Below are 15,885 nucleotides of genomic sequence, written 5' to 3' on the forward strand. Positions count from 1 at the left end.
AGCCTGTGAGAGGACGCGCGCGAATACTGCGCGCACTCCACTCACGCAGGTAACCTCCATGAATGCCTGGAACCCGGTTGCGGTACGCAAGTTCATTCCGGCCCTGATCGGCTGGTGCCTGGCGCTGGCCTCCTGTCTACGCGCCGAACAGCTGCGCGGCGACCTGCACGCACGGGCGTTGTTGCCCGTGTTGCAGCAAGGTGCAGTCGCGCTGCTGGTCCTGAGCCTGTCCTGCACGGTTGCGGCCTGCCTGTTGCTGTGGCGGCATGGCCGCAGCGATCATGTGCATCCCGCTGCAGGCACTACACCCGTACGGCATCCATCAGCAGGAACCGGCACGGCGCACACTGGAAGGCATTGATCTGTGGCACCAGGCGCTGGAAGTGTTCGCTGGCACAGTGCAGGTCGAGCGCGGCGCGGTCGGGCCACAGCTCGATGAAGATGAAGTGGCCCGGATCCTTCTGGTCGACGAACAGTTCATAGCCGAGGCAGCGCGGCTCGCGCAGCGTGCACGCCACCAGCTCCCGGTACAGGGGAAGCACGGTGTCCACCGCATCGGGATGGATGAAATCCTCGGCGATCACTTTCAGCATGTCGGCACCTGCGAATCGGGTCTTGCAGGATAGTGCCGGCGCATGGCCGGCACCTGTTCCCGTCAACGCAATACCGTGTCCGCACTGACCAGCCGCACGTCATGCATCTGATTGAGGTAGGCCTCGTAGTAGCCCTTGTGCGAGGCACCCACGATGGCCAGCATGCGTCTGCCAGGATGCTGGCTCAGCACGTCGCGGATGTTGGCGACCATGCGCAGGTTGCGGGTTTCCCAGTAACCGACGTACATCCGGCCGAACGCCTTGGAGGACGGCTCGACGAGCGTCGCGCCGAAGTCGCTCTGGTAGGCGGCCATCGCCGCCGCCGGGCTGTTGTAGTCCCGATACAGCGCCATGACACCGCCGGGCTTGTCCAGATCGGCCACGAGGCGTTCATCGGCCTCCCGCCGCGCGCGCGAGTGCGTATTGTTCCAGGCACCGGTGATGGCCGCGCTGGCCGCCGCTTCATCCTCGGCGGGCGTGGGCGAATCGGCCGTGTGGTCGTCCACGGCCCACAGGCGTTCCTGCCCGAGGCGGGCGGCGACCTCGGCGGCGATCAGGTGGGTTTCATTGCGGCGAACCAGGCCTTTTTCGAGGATCTCGACCAAGGCAGGTGTCAGTCCATCACCGCCTTTGCGCTCGGACGCAGGCAGGCGCAGCCACTGCACCTGCGCCGAGCCGCGTTCACCCGCTGCCAGGAACAATGCTGCGAGCCGACGACGCTGGGCGGGCGTCGGCTCGTCCGGCCAGGTCGCAAGCAGGTGCTCGGCCTGGGTGTTCGCCGTAGGCACGTCCAGTCCGGTCGCAGCCTGCGCAGCGGTGGTGTCGAAGCAGTAGGTGGCCACGCTCTCCGCATAGCGTGCCGGGTAGCGACGCATGAAATCGCACTGCAGGCCTGACAGGTCTTCGGTGGCGATCAGCTCGGGCTTCCAGGCGACCAGTCGCTGCAGCAACGGTTCAAGCAAGGCGGTCTGGAAGGACTTGGGCAGGCCGGACAAGTGGGGGGTGCCCAGTACCAGCACTTCGTTCGGGCGCCCGGCAGGCGGGCCCTTCAGCTGGTCGGGATGGAAGCTGGGGCGGTAGGTGGCGTCGGCAGCGAAGGCGCCGCTGCTGCACAGGCCCAGGATGAGGAAACTGGCCAGGCGTGGGAACATGAGATCTCCGTGTCAGTGAGCGTCCTGCGGTTCGCTGCATGCTGGCCAGTTTCATCTACCACCGGATCTCCCGTTGGTCATGCAAACCTTTTCCGCTTGAACTGCATCCGCGTGCCGGGCAAGGCTATGCCCAGTGACGGCGACAACGCGCGACATATGCCCTGACGACACCCGGTGCCGAGCAGAACCTGCCCAGCCGGCGCCTGGCGAAACCGCTCGGAGGTGCCCCTGTCGCGCGTGAGCAGAATGTGAAGTGCATCGCGATTGTCTACCGCATCCCTGCAGCAGCATCTGAAGATGCGACGGACGTCGCGGAATCCGGCTAAAGCCACCGATCGCATCGCCGATATTCCCTCTGGATCCCGCTCAAGTCGCCCGCTGCAGGACCCCAGGCTGCCCCCGACGGGCGGCCCGCGCTGTGTGTTCCGCCGCTCCCTATGCCGATCGCACCCGCACCAGACGTTCTTGCCAGCCGCTCGAGGGGTGCCTGCCGGTACCTGTAGTCCCAAGCAACTGAAGTTGCCGCCGGGCATCCCGCCCGTCGGGTCGCAACCGCTTACCGGACACCGAGGATCAGACAATGCTCATTCCAGGCTTTACGGCGGGCGCGCAGGCGCCGGCCGAGCTGCATACCCGTTGGTCGCCGTGGCGCGCCCTGCTGGGCGCGCTGGCACCGCAGCACCGCAGCGGCGTCGAGGCGGCGGCCGATGGCCGTGCCGAGCTGGAGGCGCAGGTCGCGGCGCTGCACCGGGTCCAGGCGGTCATCGAGTTCGCCCTCGATGGCACCATCCTGCAGGCCAACGAGAACTTCCTGCAGGCGATGGGTTACCGGCTGGAGGAGATCCAGGGCAAGCATCATTCCCTGTTCGTCGACCCCGAGCAGGCGCGCAGCGCCGGATACCGTGACTTCTGGGCGCGGCTGGGTCGTGGCGAATATGACGCGGGCCAGTACCGGCGTTTTGGCAAGAACCAGCGCGAGATCTGGATCCAGGCCTCGTACAACCCGGTGCTGGACCGGCAGGGGCGTCCGTACAAGGTGGTCAAGTTCGCCACTGACATCACTGCGCAGAAGCTGCAGGCGGCCGACTCGGCCGGCCAGCTGGCGGCGATCGACAAGTCGCAGGCGGTGATCGAGTTCAGCATGGATGGCCGCATCCTGTCGGCCAACGACAACTTCCTGGCTGCCACCGGTTACAGCCTGGATGATGTGCGTGGCCAGCACCACTCGCTGTTCGTCGAACCTGAGTATCGCAGCAGTGCCGAGTATCGGCAGTTCTGGGAAAAGCTCGGCCGTGGCGAATATGATGCCGGTCAGTACCGGCGCCTCGGCAAGGGCGGACGCGAGGTCTGGATCCAGGCGTCCTACAACCCGATCCTGGACCTCAACGGGAAGCCGTTCAAGGTGGTCAAGTACGCCACCGACATCACCGCGCAGGTGCATGAGAACCAGGCCATGCAGCGTGCCGTGGCGCAGACCCGTGAAGTGGTGGCGGCCGCCAAGGAGGGCGACCTGACCCGGCGCGTGGCCACCGCCGACAAGACCGGGCCGATCGCCGAGCTGTGCGAAGGGGTGAATTCGCTGGTCGAGGCGATGGCCGCGATCATCGGCCAGATCAAGTTCGCCGCTGACACCATCGCCGTCGGTGCCACCGAGATCGCGCAGGGCAACAGCGATCTGTCGCAGCGCACCGAGCAGCAGGCAGCGTCGCTGGAAGAGACCGCGGTGTCGATGAAGGGCCTGGCCGAGACCGTGCAGCGCACCGCGACCAACGCACGGCAGGCCAGTCAGCTGGCTGGTGGTGCCGCCGATGTCGCCGCGCGCGGCGGTAACGTAGTGCACGAAGTGGTGGAAACCATGGCGGTGATCAACGCGTCCTCGCGCCGCATCGTCGACATCATCGGCGTGATCGACGGCATCGCCTTCCAGACCAACATCCTTGCCCTGAACGCCGCGGTGGAAGCCGCGCGTGCGGGCGAACACGGGCGTGGCTTCGCCGTGGTCGCCACCGAGATCCGGGAACTGTCGCAGCGCTCGGCCAGTGCCGCCAAGGAGATCAAGCAGCTGATCGATGCGTCGGTGGCCAATGTCGGTGCCGGTACCGCGCAGGTTGAGAGCGCCGGCCGCACCATGGACGAGATCGTGGTCAACGTGCGCCGGGTCAGCGACCTGATGTCCGAGATCAGCACGGCCGCGCAGCAGCAGAGCGACGACATCCAGCAGATGAACCATGCCGTCGATCTGATCGACCAGGGCACCCAGCAGAACGCCGCGCTGGTCGAGGAAGCTTCGGCCGCGGCGCGCAGCATGGAAGAACAGTCGGCGCAGCTGCTGCAGACGGTGGCCAGCTTCCGCGTGCAGGGTGGGGCGGGGCACATGCATGGTGCGGCGGTGCTGCGCGCGGTCTAGGCGCGGCGGTCGGCGTGTTGTTCCCCGGCCTCGACGGCCGGGGCGGCGTGCACGCAGTTGCGGCCGGCATGCTTGGCCCGGTACAGGGCCTGGTCGGCACGCTCGACCAGGCTGCGCGGGTCACCCTCATCATGCGCGGCCTGCCAGGCCACGCCGATGCTGATGGTCACGTGGGCCTGGGCGGCGGGCAGGGCGGCGGCTTCCACGGCGGCGCGCAGGCGCTCGCCCAGGCCCAGGGCGTGGCCGATGTCGGGCGCGGGCAGGGCGGCGATGAACTCCTCGCCGCCGTAGCGGGCCAGCAGGTCATCACCGCGTTGCAGGCAGCCGTCGAGGATCGCGGCGACCGCCTGCAGGCGGCGATCACCTTCCGGATGCCCGTAGGTGTCGTTGAGTCGCTTGAAGTGGTCGATATCGATCATCAGCACCGCCAGCCCCACGCCCTGGCGACGGGCGCGGCCGTGCGCGCTGCCGAGCGCTTCATCGAAGTTGCGCCGGTTGCCGAGCCCGGTCAACGGATCGCGCCGGGCCAGCAGCGCCAGCTCGTCGCGCTCACGCTGGATCTGCACCTGGGTGAGCACGCTGCGCAGGGCATGGCCGAGCATGGCACCGATGAACCCCACGGTGGCCAGGGTCGGCTGCAGGCGTGCCACCAGCAGCGCCACCATCATCAGCAGCAACGGCAGCATCAGCGGCACGCCGGCATCGACGATGCGGCGGAGGTTGCGCGGCACAGCCACCGCCGGTGGGCGGTACGTGCTGCCGGCCAGCACTGCCAGCAGCACGAACAGCCCGCTGATCAGCAGGTCGCCCCAGCCACCATCGGGTACCTGCGGCTGCCAGGTATTGATGTAGAGCGCCATCAGGAAGTAGCCGAGCGCGTAGATCGTCAACGTGCGGAAGAAGTCGCGGCGGTCGGCATTGTCCTCGGCCAGGAAGCGGATCAGCGCGAAGCAGAACACCAGGCTGTTCTGCACGTTGCTCAGGGTGTGCAGGCATTGCGTCCACAATGCGGTGTTGAGGTGTGCCATCGCCCGCGTATGCACGAAGTACAGCAACCACAGCAGCGCGATGACCGCCAGGTCCACCGCACGGATACAGCGGTTGCCGCCGCCTGGGCTGGCGGCCACGTAGGTCAGCGGAATCCGGTAGAACACATACAGGATCAGCGACGAGGCGGTCATCTGCGCAGGGCTGAGGCCGGCCGCATTGCGATACAGCAGGGCCAGCAGGGCCAGCGAGAACAGGCCGACGGCAGCGCCCAGCGTTCGCCACTTGCAGGCCGCCTGGCTGTCGCGCGCGCGTCGCACGCAGGCCAGAGCGGCCAGAAGGGGGGCGGTGATCAGCATCAGGTAGGAGCCAACCGGGTCCTGCGGGCCGATCAAGGCAATGACGAGCGCGTGCGTGACCATGAAAAACAGTGCCGCACGCAACGTCATGCATTCCCCCGCCCCCAGATCCGGCTGGGATCACGATAGGCAGAAGTAGGTGAGGCTGGCAAGAAAAGTGTGCGCTAGTGCTATTCGCAACCTTGTCGGCTGTCACATTTTCGTTTCATCGGGGTGACACGACGGCGTTGCCGTGGGCGTACGTCCAGAAGTCGCGGGGCTGCCCCCGCACGTGGCGATGGGCGCGCAGTATGTCGGCGAGCGTGGGAGGGGCATGCTGGGGCATCCTCGCCAGTGTCGGCGCTCCGGTCCGGGAAATGCAAAAGGCCAGGTCATGGACCTGGCCTTTGATGCAGTGGTGCCGGTGAAAGGACTCGAACCTTCATGGGGTCACCCCCGGCTGATTTTGAGTCAGCTGCGTATACCATTCCGCCACACCGGCAGGCAGCGTGCGAGTGTAACCGAGGTCGGCAGGAGATGCCTAGTAGGAGAGCCTATCAGGGCGGTTCCTGTCGGCATTGGCCCCTTGGTAGCTATACTCCCGACGTGCAATTGCCTCCAGGAGCGGTAGCTGATGACAGTGTTGCAGGACCTGAGGGTGCTGGTGGTCGAGAACGACGAGATGAGTGCGGCCCTGCTGCAGATGCAGCTGGTGCATGCCGGTGCGACTGTGGTCGGGCTTGCCGCGAGTGTGTCCGAGGCCCTGCGGCTGCTGGAGCAGAGCACTCCTGACGTGGCCCTGCTGGATTACCGGCTGGCCCGCAACGAGACCAGTGAGCCAGTGGCTGCAGCGCTTTCGGCGCGTGGCATTCCGTTCGTGCTGGCCACCGGGATGCTGGCCGAGCAGCTGCCTGCGCCGATGCTGGCCGGCCTGTTGCTGGTCAAGCCGTACCTGTCGGCCGATCTGTCGCGGGCGCTGGCGCGTGCGATGGGACGCTCCAGCGCCAAGGCCTGAGCCGCTCGCCACGCACCGGCAGGGGGAAGCTGCGGGGGCTGAATCCTCACGTCTGCGATGCGCGGCGGCAACCCCTGATCCAGGAGCCCTGCCCACGCGCGGTTTTTCATTCGCGTCCGGCGCTCAGCCCGCTTCCTCGTACACGTAACGGATTTCCTCGCGGTCATCGAGGATGCGGTACTGGCGCGCCAGATCATCCGGTTCGGGGTTGAGCCAGGCGTCCAGGTGTTCCCTGCGGATCGGTACCACGCCGCGGTCATGCCCGGCAGCGGCGACGTCGCTGGGCGGTGTGTCGGTGATCGTGGCAAACGAAAGCAGGCGGCCTTCCGGTCCTTCCCATTCCGCCCAGAGGCAGGCCAGCAGCAGGTCGCGGGGTGGATCGGGGCGGAATTCGAGCACCACGTCCTGCTCCTTTTCGTCGGCATCGAGGCTGCGGCCGGCGATGGCGTGGCGGGGCACGTGCTCGTAGAACGCCTGCACCACCACCACGCCGTGGCGCAGTCCGAACGCACCCCGCCAGTAACCTTCCAGGCTGTCGCGCCGCGCGTTGTAGGTGCCGGGGTACAGCACGTCGTTGCGCGCCGGCTTGTCCGGCAACCGGCACTGGTAGCGCATCGGCTTGATCACGCGCCGGCCGTTCTCGCTGACCATCACCGGTGCGTAGCTGCCGGGGAAAATGCGGTTGTCGCGCGGCAGCAGCTGCACCCGATGCAGGTCGTCCAGCCGGGCCTGCGCGCGCTCGATGCGGTTACCGGCCACGCGCAGGTCATTGCGCGCTTTCTGCGTGGGCCGGGTGGCCAGCGTGGCATGGGCAATATCGCGTCGTTCGCGCTGCCGGACCAGTTCAGCCTCCAGCGCCTGCTGCTCCTGCGCATGCCATTGCTGGATCTTCGCCACGATGTCCCGGCCCTGTTCGGTACGCGCACCGGCGAACCCGTCATCCATCGCCTTCGGCGTCTTCGGCCGCTTCTTGCCTGGATCGTGTGCGTACAGTTCGGCGAACTCCTCCAGCGACAGGATGGCGCCGAACTCGCGTACCAGCTTGGCGTAGTCAGCGCGGATCAGGGCGGAATAGCACATGGGACTCTGGGGGCCTGGGTCGCAGCGGCTGCGACGTGGATGCGGCAGGATAGCCCGACCCATCTGGAGATGCCGCATGACTGATTCCATCACCTGCCAGTTCCGCGAAGCCGTGCCCACGGTCGAGGACTACTGCCGGTTGCGCGTGCTTGCAGGCCTCAGTGCCAAGGCCCGGGAAGCGGCCGCCCGCGCGCTGCCCAATACGCTGTTCGGCGTGTGTGCCTACCAGGGCACTGAGCTGGTGGCGATGGGCCGTATCGTCGGCGATGGCGGCTGCCACCTGCAGGTCTGTGATATCGCGGTGCTGCCGCGGTTGCAGGGGCAGGGCCTGGGCAAGGAAGTGATGCGGCGCCTGGATGGCTGGATGCAGGCCAACCTGCCGCCATCGGCGTACGTCAGCCTGCTGGCCGATGGCGAGGCGCATCGGTTGTACGCACAGTTTGGTTTCGCGCCCACGGCACCGGCATCGATCGGGATGTATCGGCGGTTCTGAGCCGTAATCGGGGTGAAGCCATCCACACCATGCGTGGATAGGGCCTTCCCAGGAATCACAGGCAAAGAAAAACCCCGACCGGAGTCGGGGTTTTCAAGAATTGGCGTCCCCACGGGGATTCGAACCCCGGTCGCCACCGTGAAAGGGTGATGTCCTAGGCCTCTAGACGATGGGGACGCACGAAAACTTCAAGTTGTAGATCCTTCGACGGCCTAATGTCGAAGTGGTGGAGCCAAGCGGGATCGAACCGCTGACCTCCTGCATGCCATGCAGGCGCTCTCCCAGCTGAGCTATGGCCCCATGAAACTCCGGATGATCTGCCGGGAGCAGAGTCCGTTTTGAAACTGGCGTCCCCACGGGGATTCGAACCCCGGTCACCACCGTGAAAGGGTGATGTCCTAGGCCTCTAGACGATGGGGACGCACGAAAAACTTCAAGTTGTAGAAACCTTCGACGGCCTAATGTCGAAAGTGGTGGAGCCAAGCGGGATCGAACCGCTGACCTCCTGCATGCCATGCAGGCGCTCTCCCAGCTGAGCTATGGCCCCGTGTTACCGAGCCGCCTATCATACCTGCGTGTTCACGTTTGTGGAAGTTTTTTTTGAACTTTTTTCGTTCCGGTTCGACCGTCGCCACGAGGGCAGGGGAACCGCAACGCCACAACCTGAATGCCGGTAGGCGGTGAACAAAAAAGACCCGGTTATCGGCCGGGTCCTCGTTGTTCGTGATGAGTGGCGTCCCCACGGGGATTCGAACCCCGGTCGCCACCGTGAAAGGGTGATGTCCTAGGCCTCTAGACGATGGGGACGCAATTCTCATCAATGTTCTTTAGCGACCTTTCGACGGCCTAATGCCGAAAGATTGGTGGAGCCAAGCGGGATCGAACCGCTGACCTCCTGCATGCCATGCAGGCGCTCTCCCAGCTGAGCTATGGCCCCACGTCGCTGAGGAGCGAAATAATAGCCTTGCCCCCGGGGGTTGGCAAGCATTTGTTGCACTTTTCTTCACGCGCGTTGCTATGCCGCGTCGTCGGTCAGCGCCGCCAGGATCGGGCACTGATCCAGCGTGCCGTGGCCGGGGCAGGCGTCGACCAGCTGAGAAAGCGCGGTGTGCATGCGCTGCAGTTCGGCCATGCGTTGTGCAATGTCCTGCAGTCGGGCCTGCGCCGTGTCGCGCACACTGCCCATGTCCTGTGAGTGGCGGTCACTGAGCGCCAGCAGTTCGGCGATTTCTTCCAGGCTGAAGCCCAGCGTCTTGGCGCGGCGGATGAAGCGCAGCCGGCGCAGGTCCTGCTCACCGAAGATGCGGTAGCCCCCGGCCGAGCGTGCCACCGTGGGCAGCAACTGCTGGCGTTCGTAATAGCGCACCGTATCGATCGGCACGCCGGCCTGGCGCGCCAGTTGACCAATGTTCATGGCGGATTCCTGCGGATGCTGCCGCTCATTGTGAAGCCTTGAGTCTGGTCCAGGGTCAAGGTCCCGTCGCTGACGGCGCATTCAGCGCACTTTGCAACTTTCTTCATAGCCCCACCGTCGTGGCAGTTCCTACCCTGCGCCTGAACCGGCCGCTGGATGGCCTGCAACGAACCGAGGAGATGGTCTGTGGAAGGATTCAGGAACGAAGGATTCGTCGAGGTCGCGGTGGTCGAATACCCGGGAGGCGACCCGTCGGCCGCCTCCGTGCTGACCGAGATGGCACATGTCGCCAACCGGCTTGCCCAGCAGCAGCGCCGTCCGTTCAAGCGTGTCCTGGTGACCCGCTGGATCGTGCCGGCCAGCCAGACCGGCGTGCATCGCATTGCCGGCGCGGAGATGCTCGAGGCGGACATCCCCGCCGTGATCGCCGTGCCTGGCCAGATCAGCCAGGGCGTCTGCCTGCGCGCCGATGAGGTGCTGCTGGATTGGCTGCGCGCGCATTACGACGGTGGCAGTCTGCTGGCTGCCGCCAGCGACGGTGTCAGCATGCTGGCACGCGCCGGTCTGCTGGCTGGGCGCACCGTCAGTGGTCCGGACCTCGGGCGCCATCCGGGCCTGCAGGGGCAGTCGGCCAGCTGGGTACCCAGCGAGCGCGCGCTGGTCGATGACGGCGACCTGCTGACGGTGGCCGGTTCCCAGGCCTGGCGCTTCCTCGCCCTGCGCCTGCTGTACCGGCTGCACGGCCAGGGCGTGGCGAGTTCCGTGGCGCAGCAGCTGGGGATCACGGTTCCGGCGGCGATCCAGCAGGATCTCGAGCGTTTCAGTGCCAACTTCGCCCACGGCGATCGCGATGTACTGAAGGCGCAACGCTGGCTGCATACCACCGCTGCGCGCGGCGCCACGCTCGGTGCGATCTGTGAGATTTCCGGGCTGGAGCCGCGCACCCTGCAGCGGCGCTTCCTGAAGGCCACCGGCCTGCGCCCGATCGAGTATTGCCAGCGGTTGCGTATCGCCAAGGCGCAGACGCTGTTGCAGCAGGGGGCGGGCATCGATGAAGTGGCCTGGGGCGTGGGCTATGCCGACCAGAGCGCATTCCGTCGCCTGTTCCTGCGCATTGTTGGAATGACGCCGGCCAACTATCGCCGGCTGGTCAACAACAAGCGGCGCGAGCGGCCGCTGTTGTCATCGGTGGCAGGCAGCCTGCGCGGGCTGCAACCGGCGCCCGGCATGCAGATGCCGCGCAGCGTGGCCTGATGCCTGCAGTAGGCGTCGCGCTTGCAACCTGGGCGCGACGCTTCGACCATGCAGGTAACGGATGATGGGGCAGGTGGGCTGATGTCGAGTGTGGGACCGGTGCCGATGCCGGTGGTGTTGATCCTGATGTGCGTGCTGCTGGCCATGGCGGTAGCACGCCTGTGGCCGCGTCGGAAAGACGGAATGGCAGTGCCTTCCGCGGCCAGCCTGGTTCTGGACATGTTGCTGATCGGCCTGCTGTGCGGACGCATCAGCTTCGTCGCCTTGAACTTCGCGCTTTACCGTGAGGCCCCGTGGAGCATCCTGCAGATCGCCGACGGTGGGTATCACCTTGCAGTCGTGCTGGCTGCGGGCCTGGCGTGGGGCACCTGGCGGCTGCGGCTCTGGCGCGCGTTGCGTGCGCCGGTGCTGGCGGGCGCACTGGTGGGCGTGGTGTCGTGGGTGGTGGGCAGCCACCTGCTGGCAGCCTGGCAGGAGCAGCGGATGCCGCTGCCGGCGGTGCAGGTGGCCGATCTGCAGGGGCGCGTGATCGACCTGCAGCAGTTCCGGGGCAAGCCACTGGTGCTGAATCTCTGGGCCAGCTGGTGTGGGCCCTGCCGGCGCGAGATGCCGGTGCTGGCATCCGCACAGCAGACCCACACCGACGTGCAGTTCGTGTTCCTCAACCAGGGGGAAACCCTGGACGAAGTGAAGGGTTTCATCGCATCCGAACAGCTCCGGCTGGGCAATGTACTGCTGGACGATACCGCCTCGGCGTCAACCGTGCTGGGTGTGCAGGCCTATCCGTCGACGCTGTTCTTCGACGCCGAAGGTCGCCTGCGTGAACTGCACCTTGGCGAACTGACGGCCGCGGGTCTTGAACACAAACTGCGCCGGCTGCGGTAGCCTGCGCGGGCATCTCATTACGGAGTTCCCATGTTGTCGACTTCCCTGCGCATCGCTCCGGCGGTGCTGTTGCTGCCGGTCATGCTGGCATTGGCCGCCTGCAGCCAGGCCCAGACCCCGCCGGGCAAGACGGCGGCAGCGCCGGCCGCCGGCGCTCCGGCCACCGCGGCCAAGGGGGACCGTCCCGCAGTGCTGAAAGGCATCGAGAAGCACGGCTTCGAAGTCGTTGCCGAGTTTGATGCACCGGGTGGCCTGCGTGGCTTCGCCGGCGTGGTGGGGGGGCAGCAGCCCGCCGCCGCGTACGTGACCGCCGACGGCAAGCATGTGCTGGTGGGCAGCCTGTTCGATGCCGAAGGCAACGATGTGGCCGCCGAGGCGGTGGAGAAGCTGGTCGCTGCACCGATGTCGGCCAAGATGTGGACCAAGCTGGAAGCCAGCGCCTGGGTGCGTGACGGCAAGGCCGATGCACCGCGTGTGGTCTATACCTTCAGCGATGCCAACTGCCCGTACTGCCACAAGTTCTGGGAAGCGGCGCGTCCGTGGGTTGACGCCGGCAAGGTGCAGTTGCGCCACATCATGGTTGGCGTGATCCGCGAGGACAGCCCGGCCAAGGCCGCCGCCATCCTCGCCGCGCGTGATCCGAGCGCGGCGCTGCTGGAGAATGAGCACCAGTTCGACCGTGGCGGCATCAAGGCGCTACCGAGCATCAGCCGCGAGATCGCAGGCAAGCTTGATGCCAACCAGGTCCTGATGATCGAGATGGGCTTCCAGGGCACGCCGGGCATCCTGTTCCAGGATGCACAGGGGCAGGTGCAGCGTCGCGCGGGCCTGCCGCAGGGCGCCGACCTGCAGACGGTGCTGGGTCCGCGCTGATCGCCGCCAACGTCGTGATGTAACCGACAGGCCCGCATGGCAGCATGCGGGCCTGTTGCATTTCGGCGCTCCTGCGGCGGGCGGAGAGGGCAGCAGGGCTGCGCAGCAGCTGTTCGTCGTCACATCTGAATCGTGACTGACATCAAGCATCGCGCCTTGATTCCAATCAAGGTCAAAAACGACAGGCGGATTAGCCTGTTGACGCATGGAATACAGCGTCAACACGCCATGGATGCCGCGCCAGACATGCCTTGAACCAGGGCGGTCGGCACAGCCATTCACGACACTCTCACTCCCCGATTGTTACCCAGACCGCTGCGGTCGCCACCTCTCTGGCAGCGCGGCCTTGATGGGCTCGACACCGGTGCGGGCAGGGCAGTGTCATCGTCCTGTTGCCTGCCGGATGCAGGCTGGCCGGTGTCGTCAACGCAGTATCCGCATTTCCAGCAACGGCGACGCGAGGCCAGGGCACTGTGCGCCTGTATCCGGCCAGCGCGCTGCGAATGTTTGTCCAGGGAGGATGCAATGCGCTTGGCGGTACTGAGTCTGGCCTGTTCGACCGCACTGGCGATCGCGCCAGCGTATGCGCAGCAGCATGGCCAGGAAGATGCGCAGGCGTTGCGGCAGGAAATCGCTGCCATGCGCCAGGCATTGGAAGGCATGCAGCAGCGCCTGGATCGGCTTGAGCAGCGCGAGGGCTCAGCGCCTGCCGCCGTGGCGCAGGCCCCGACCCCGGCAGCAACGGCGGGCGGCAGCGCCAGCATGCTGCACCCGACCCAGGTGCCGGGCGTGGCGCAACCGGTGCTGCCGCAGCGCGAATCGGTGGCCGATCCCTCAACGGCGGCGTCGCGTCCCGACAGCGCAGCCGGTCCGACCGACCCCGATCTGAAAGGCTTCTTCACCATTCCCGGCACCGATACGGTGATCCGCATCGGCGGCTACGCCAAGCTCGATGCGATTGCCGATTCGCGTGCGGCCGGTGACGAAGATCAGTTCATTCCGTCGTCGATGCCGGTGGGTGGCAGCCATCGCGATGTCTCCAACTTCAACATCCATGCCAAGCAGACCCGCTTCAGCTTCGAGGCGCGGCGCCCGACCACGCACGGCAACCTGCGTTTCTACCTGGAGAACGATTTCTTCGGCAGCAGTGAGGGGTATGAGTTCCGCCTGCGACACGCCTATGGGCAGCTTGGCAACACCTATGCCGGCTATGGCTATTCCAGCTTCATGGACCCGGACAGCCTGCCCGATACGCTTGACTTCGCCGGGCCGGGCGGCGCCGGATACCTGTTGGTGGCGGGCATCCACCACAGCTTTGCGATAGGCAAGGGCAACACCCTGACCGTCGCCGCTGAAGACCCGAAGACTGAACTCGCCGGCGCCAGCGATGCTCGCACGGCAGTCAACCGCCTGCCCGACGTGACGGTGACCGCGCGCCTGGAGCGCGACTGGGGCCACCTGCAGCTGGGCGCGGTGGCACGCAGCCTGGCCTACGACGGCGATGGCGAGCGCGACCGGCGCATGGCCGGTGGCCTGCAGCTGAGCGGCTCGGCGTCAGTGGGCGAGCGCGACCTGCTGCTGTTCGGCGTACTCGGCGGGCGCGGCCTCAGTCGCTACACCGCCGACCTGACCGGCTCCGGACTGGACGCAGTGGTCGGTGCCGATGGCCGCCTCGCCGCGTTGGACCTGCACGGCGGTTTCGTCGGCTACACCCATTACTGGTCCGCGCTGTGGCGCTCCAACCTGATCTTTGGCCAGCTGACCCTGGAGCGCAACGCCGCACTCGCCGCTGATGCATTCCGGCAGAGCCGCTACGGCGTGTTCAACCTGATCTGGAGCCCGGCGCCGTCCTGGACGATGGGCATGGAGCTGCTGTACGGCCGGCTGGAACAGCAGGGCGGCGCACGCGGCGACACGGTCCGGGTGCAGGGCAGCCTGCAATACAACTTCATCAAATAGACGCCAGCGGTCGTACGCCAGCGTAACCGTCCCCACGCCCGGTGCTGCCGGGCTCATGCCAGTACCGGAGATCGTCATGGCAGAAGCAAAGAAAATCGGGGTGGTCGGAGCCACCTTCCTCGTCGCCGGCAACATGATGGGCTCAGGCGTGTTCCTGTTGCCGTCCAGCCTGGCCAAGATCGGTACCGCCTCGATCTGGGGCTGGCTGATCACCACCGCCGGTGCGCTGCTGCTGGCCTTCGTGTTCGCCAAGCTGGGCAAGCTCGCACCCAAGGCGGGCGGTCCCTATGCCTACGCGCGCGACTGGTTCGGGCCGTACATGGGCTTCCAGACCAACACCATCTACTGGTTCGCCAACTGGATCGGCAACGTCGCCATTCCGATCGCGGCGGTGGGCTATTTCAGCTATTTCTTCCCGATCCTGTCCGAGCCGCTGGTGCGTTGCATCGCGGTGCTGGTGCTGGTGTGGGCGCTGAGCTTTGCCAACGTGATCGGCCCGGCCTTCGTCAGCCGCGTGCAGACGGTCACAACCAGCTTTGCGTTGGTGCCGATCCTGGGCATCGCCATTTTCGGCTGGTTCTTCTTCGATGCCGACATCTTCAAGGGCGCCTACAACGTGTCTGGCGAGTCGAACTTCGGTGCGATCTCGAGCGCCGCGGCACTGACCCTGTGGGCCTTCATCGGCGTCGAGTCTGCATCGGTGACTGCCGGTGTGGTCGAAAATCCGGAGAAGAACGTCGCCCGCGCGACGCTGGCCGGCGTGTTCCTGGCTGCCATCGCCTACATCGCCAGTTCGTCGGTGATCATGGGCATGGTGCCGAACGCGGAACTGCAGGTGTCCGACGCACCGTTCGCGCTGGCGGCGGCCAAGGCGGTCGGTGGCTGGGGCGGCGCGCTGGTCAGCCTGTGCGCCTTCATCGGTGCCGCCGGCTCGCTGGGTGGCTGGATCCTGCTGACCGCGCAGAGTGCCAAGGCAGCGTCGGATGACGGCCTGTTCCCGAGCATCTTCAGCAAGACCAACAAGGACGACGTGCCGGTCAAGGGCGTGCTGATCGTGGCGGTGCTGATGACCCTGGCGGTGCTGGTGACCTCCACCTCGGAAACCGCGTCGGCCCAGTTCGACGTGATCACGTCGGCGGCCGTGGTGCTGACCCTGCTGCCCTACATCTACTCGTGCGTGGCGTGCTACTTCGTGGTCGAGCGTTCGCACACCCTGGTCCACACCGGTGCGTTCTGGACGCTGACCAGCCTGACCGTCGTGTACTGCCTGTGGGCGATCTACGGCTCGTCGGGGACCATCGTGCAGTACGCCTTCCTGTTCGTGCTGTTCATCACCGTGTTCTATCCCTTCTTCAGCGAGGAGCGCCGCCAACAGCGGCAGCGCGCCCGCGAGGCCTCGGCGATCAGCGCCGGCGCCCGGCATTCCTGAGTTCGAC

The 15,885-nt window shown here is 66.3% G+C and carries 14 protein-coding genes and 7 tRNA genes; 8 read left to right on the forward strand and 13 right to left on the reverse strand.

Annotated elements, in window-relative coordinates; translation table 11 throughout:
• Positions 1 to 136: 136 nt before the first annotated feature.
• From AC5P5W_RS14110 to AC5P5W_RS14120, 3 genes are all read right to left on the reverse strand, one after another.
• Positions 137 to 283, reverse strand: coding sequence for a hypothetical protein (locus AC5P5W_RS14110; protein ID WP_153643295.1), 147 nt, complete (start codon positions 281 to 283; stop codon positions 137 to 139).
• A gap of 19 nt (positions 284 to 302) precedes the next feature.
• Entirely contained in the window at positions 303 to 593 is a 291-nt protein-coding gene (locus tag AC5P5W_RS14115) for a putative quinol monooxygenase (RefSeq protein ID WP_046431272.1), read from the reverse strand.
• 62 nt (positions 594 to 655) lie between these two features.
• A complete protein-coding gene (locus tag AC5P5W_RS14120; RefSeq protein WP_046431270.1) occupies positions 656 to 1,744 on the reverse strand; it encodes a DUF5694 domain-containing protein in 1,089 nt (362 codons plus the stop codon).
• A gap of 580 nt (positions 1,745 to 2,324) precedes the next feature.
• On the opposite strand from AC5P5W_RS14120, the gene AC5P5W_RS14125 reads away from it, so the two are divergent.
• Entirely contained in the window at positions 2,325 to 4,151 is a 1,827-nt protein-coding gene (locus AC5P5W_RS14125; RefSeq protein WP_197574762.1) for a methyl-accepting chemotaxis protein, read from the forward strand.
• Here the strand turns inward: AC5P5W_RS14125 and AC5P5W_RS14130 are convergent.
• Positions 4,148 to 5,587 carry a GGDEF domain-containing protein gene (locus AC5P5W_RS14130; RefSeq protein ID WP_142234913.1) on the reverse strand — a complete coding sequence of 480 codons (1,440 nt, stop codon included), beginning with the start codon at positions 5,585 to 5,587 and terminating at the stop codon, positions 4,148 to 4,150. The two genes, AC5P5W_RS14125 and AC5P5W_RS14130, sit on opposite strands and share 4 nt — an antisense overlap.
• Before the next feature lie 305 nt (positions 5,588 to 5,892).
• Positions 5,893 to 5,978 (reverse strand) — tRNA-Leu (locus AC5P5W_RS14135).
• A 132-nt stretch (positions 5,979 to 6,110) separates the two neighbouring features.
• Here AC5P5W_RS14135 and AC5P5W_RS14140 point away from each other — a divergent pair.
• A complete protein-coding gene (locus tag AC5P5W_RS14140) occupies positions 6,111 to 6,491 on the forward strand; it encodes a response regulator (RefSeq protein ID WP_197574761.1) in 381 nt (126 codons plus the stop codon).
• Positions 6,492 to 6,614: 123 nt separating this feature from the next.
• On the opposite strand, the gene AC5P5W_RS14145 is transcribed toward AC5P5W_RS14140, so the two are convergent.
• The gene (locus AC5P5W_RS14145; RefSeq protein ID WP_164077347.1) at positions 6,615 to 7,571 is read right to left on the reverse strand and encodes an SOS response-associated peptidase family protein; all 957 of its coding nucleotides are present in this window, start codon (positions 7,569 to 7,571) and stop codon (positions 6,615 to 6,617) included.
• Between the two features lie 76 nt (positions 7,572 to 7,647).
• On the opposite strand from AC5P5W_RS14145, the gene AC5P5W_RS14150 reads away from it, so the two are divergent.
• A complete protein-coding gene (locus AC5P5W_RS14150; protein ID WP_014647532.1) occupies positions 7,648 to 8,064 on the forward strand; it encodes a GNAT family N-acetyltransferase in 417 nt (138 codons plus the stop codon).
• Between the two features lie 101 nt (positions 8,065 to 8,165).
• Here AC5P5W_RS14150 and AC5P5W_RS14155 read toward each other — a convergent pair.
• From AC5P5W_RS14155 to AC5P5W_RS14185, 7 genes are all read right to left on the reverse strand, one after another.
• Positions 8,166 to 8,241 (reverse strand) — tRNA-Glu (locus tag AC5P5W_RS14155).
• A gap of 47 nt (positions 8,242 to 8,288) precedes the next feature.
• A tRNA-Ala gene (locus tag AC5P5W_RS14160) sits at positions 8,289 to 8,364 on the reverse strand.
• A 45-nt stretch (positions 8,365 to 8,409) separates the two neighbouring features.
• Positions 8,410 to 8,485 (reverse strand) — tRNA-Glu (locus tag AC5P5W_RS14165).
• A 50-nt stretch (positions 8,486 to 8,535) separates the two neighbouring features.
• Positions 8,536 to 8,611, reverse strand: a tRNA-Ala gene (locus tag AC5P5W_RS14170).
• Between the two features lie 184 nt (positions 8,612 to 8,795).
• Positions 8,796 to 8,871, reverse strand: a tRNA-Glu gene (locus AC5P5W_RS14175).
• A gap of 54 nt (positions 8,872 to 8,925) precedes the next feature.
• Positions 8,926 to 9,001 (reverse strand) — tRNA-Ala (locus tag AC5P5W_RS14180).
• A gap of 78 nt (positions 9,002 to 9,079) precedes the next feature.
• Positions 9,080 to 9,478 (reverse strand): heavy metal-responsive transcriptional regulator, encoded by a 399-nt coding sequence (locus AC5P5W_RS14185; protein ID WP_134966268.1) that lies wholly within the window; start codon positions 9,476 to 9,478, stop codon positions 9,080 to 9,082.
• A gap of 186 nt (positions 9,479 to 9,664) precedes the next feature.
• Between AC5P5W_RS14185 and AC5P5W_RS14190 the strand changes: the two genes are divergently transcribed.
• From AC5P5W_RS14190 to adiC, 5 genes are all read left to right on the forward strand, one after another.
• A complete protein-coding gene (locus AC5P5W_RS14190; RefSeq protein ID WP_032957296.1) occupies positions 9,665 to 10,732 on the forward strand; it encodes a GlxA family transcriptional regulator in 1,068 nt (355 codons plus the stop codon).
• 81 nt (positions 10,733 to 10,813) lie between these two features.
• Positions 10,814 to 11,617: a redoxin family protein gene (locus AC5P5W_RS14195; protein ID WP_041863574.1), complete on the forward strand. Its 804-nt coding sequence runs from the start codon at positions 10,814 to 10,816 to the stop codon at positions 11,615 to 11,617.
• 30 nt (positions 11,618 to 11,647) lie between these two features.
• Positions 11,648 to 12,490: a thiol:disulfide interchange protein DsbG gene (dsbG, locus tag AC5P5W_RS14200; RefSeq protein WP_032957294.1), complete on the forward strand. Its 843-nt coding sequence runs from the start codon at positions 11,648 to 11,650 to the stop codon at positions 12,488 to 12,490.
• Positions 12,491 to 13,015: 525 nt separating this feature from the next.
• Positions 13,016 to 14,449, forward strand: coding sequence for a DcaP family trimeric outer membrane transporter (locus AC5P5W_RS14205; RefSeq protein ID WP_014647527.1), 1,434 nt, complete (start codon positions 13,016 to 13,018; stop codon positions 14,447 to 14,449).
• A 76-nt stretch (positions 14,450 to 14,525) separates the two neighbouring features.
• Positions 14,526 to 15,878: an arginine/agmatine antiporter gene (gene adiC / locus AC5P5W_RS14210; RefSeq protein WP_021204506.1), complete on the forward strand. Its 1,353-nt coding sequence runs from the start codon at positions 14,526 to 14,528 to the stop codon at positions 15,876 to 15,878.
• Positions 15,879 to 15,885 lie beyond the last annotated feature (7 nt).

The organism is Stenotrophomonas sp. YJH_SMC_123, from assembly GCF_059368215.1.

What these genes read in the sequence shown, in the direction of transcription:
- AC5P5W_RS14205 (WP_014647527.1), top strand. Translation starts at nt 13,016, where the DNA reads ATGCGCTTGGCGGTACTGAGTCTGGCCTGTTCGACCGCACTGGCGATC.
- AC5P5W_RS14185 (WP_134966268.1), bottom strand. Translation starts at nt 9,478, where the DNA reads ATGAACATTGGTCAACTGGCGCGCCAGGCCGGCGTGCCGATCGATACG.
- AC5P5W_RS14110 (WP_153643295.1), bottom strand. Translation starts at nt 283, where the DNA reads ATGATCGCTGCGGCCATGCCGCCACAGCAACAGGCAGGCCGCAACCGT.
- AC5P5W_RS14150 (WP_014647532.1), top strand. Translation starts at nt 7,648, where the DNA reads ATGACTGATTCCATCACCTGCCAGTTCCGCGAAGCCGTGCCCACGGTC.
- dsbG (WP_032957294.1), top strand. Translation starts at nt 11,648, where the DNA reads ATGTTGTCGACTTCCCTGCGCATCGCTCCGGCGGTGCTGTTGCTGCCG.
- AC5P5W_RS14195 (WP_041863574.1), top strand. Translation starts at nt 10,814, where the DNA reads ATGTCGAGTGTGGGACCGGTGCCGATGCCGGTGGTGTTGATCCTGATG.
- AC5P5W_RS14145 (WP_164077347.1), bottom strand. Translation starts at nt 7,571, where the DNA reads ATGTGCTATTCCGCCCTGATCCGCGCTGACTACGCCAAGCTGGTACGC.
- AC5P5W_RS14120 (WP_046431270.1), bottom strand. Translation starts at nt 1,744, where the DNA reads ATGTTCCCACGCCTGGCCAGTTTCCTCATCCTGGGCCTGTGCAGCAGC.
- AC5P5W_RS14115 (WP_046431272.1), bottom strand. Translation starts at nt 593, where the DNA reads ATGCTGAAAGTGATCGCCGAGGATTTCATCCATCCCGATGCGGTGGAC.
- AC5P5W_RS14125 (WP_197574762.1), top strand. Translation starts at nt 2,325, where the DNA reads ATGCTCATTCCAGGCTTTACGGCGGGCGCGCAGGCGCCGGCCGAGCTG.
- AC5P5W_RS14140 (WP_197574761.1), top strand. Translation starts at nt 6,111, where the DNA reads ATGACAGTGTTGCAGGACCTGAGGGTGCTGGTGGTCGAGAACGACGAG.
- AC5P5W_RS14130 (WP_142234913.1), bottom strand. Translation starts at nt 5,587, where the DNA reads ATGACGTTGCGTGCGGCACTGTTTTTCATGGTCACGCACGCGCTCGTC.
- adiC (WP_021204506.1), top strand. Translation starts at nt 14,526, where the DNA reads ATGGCAGAAGCAAAGAAAATCGGGGTGGTCGGAGCCACCTTCCTCGTC.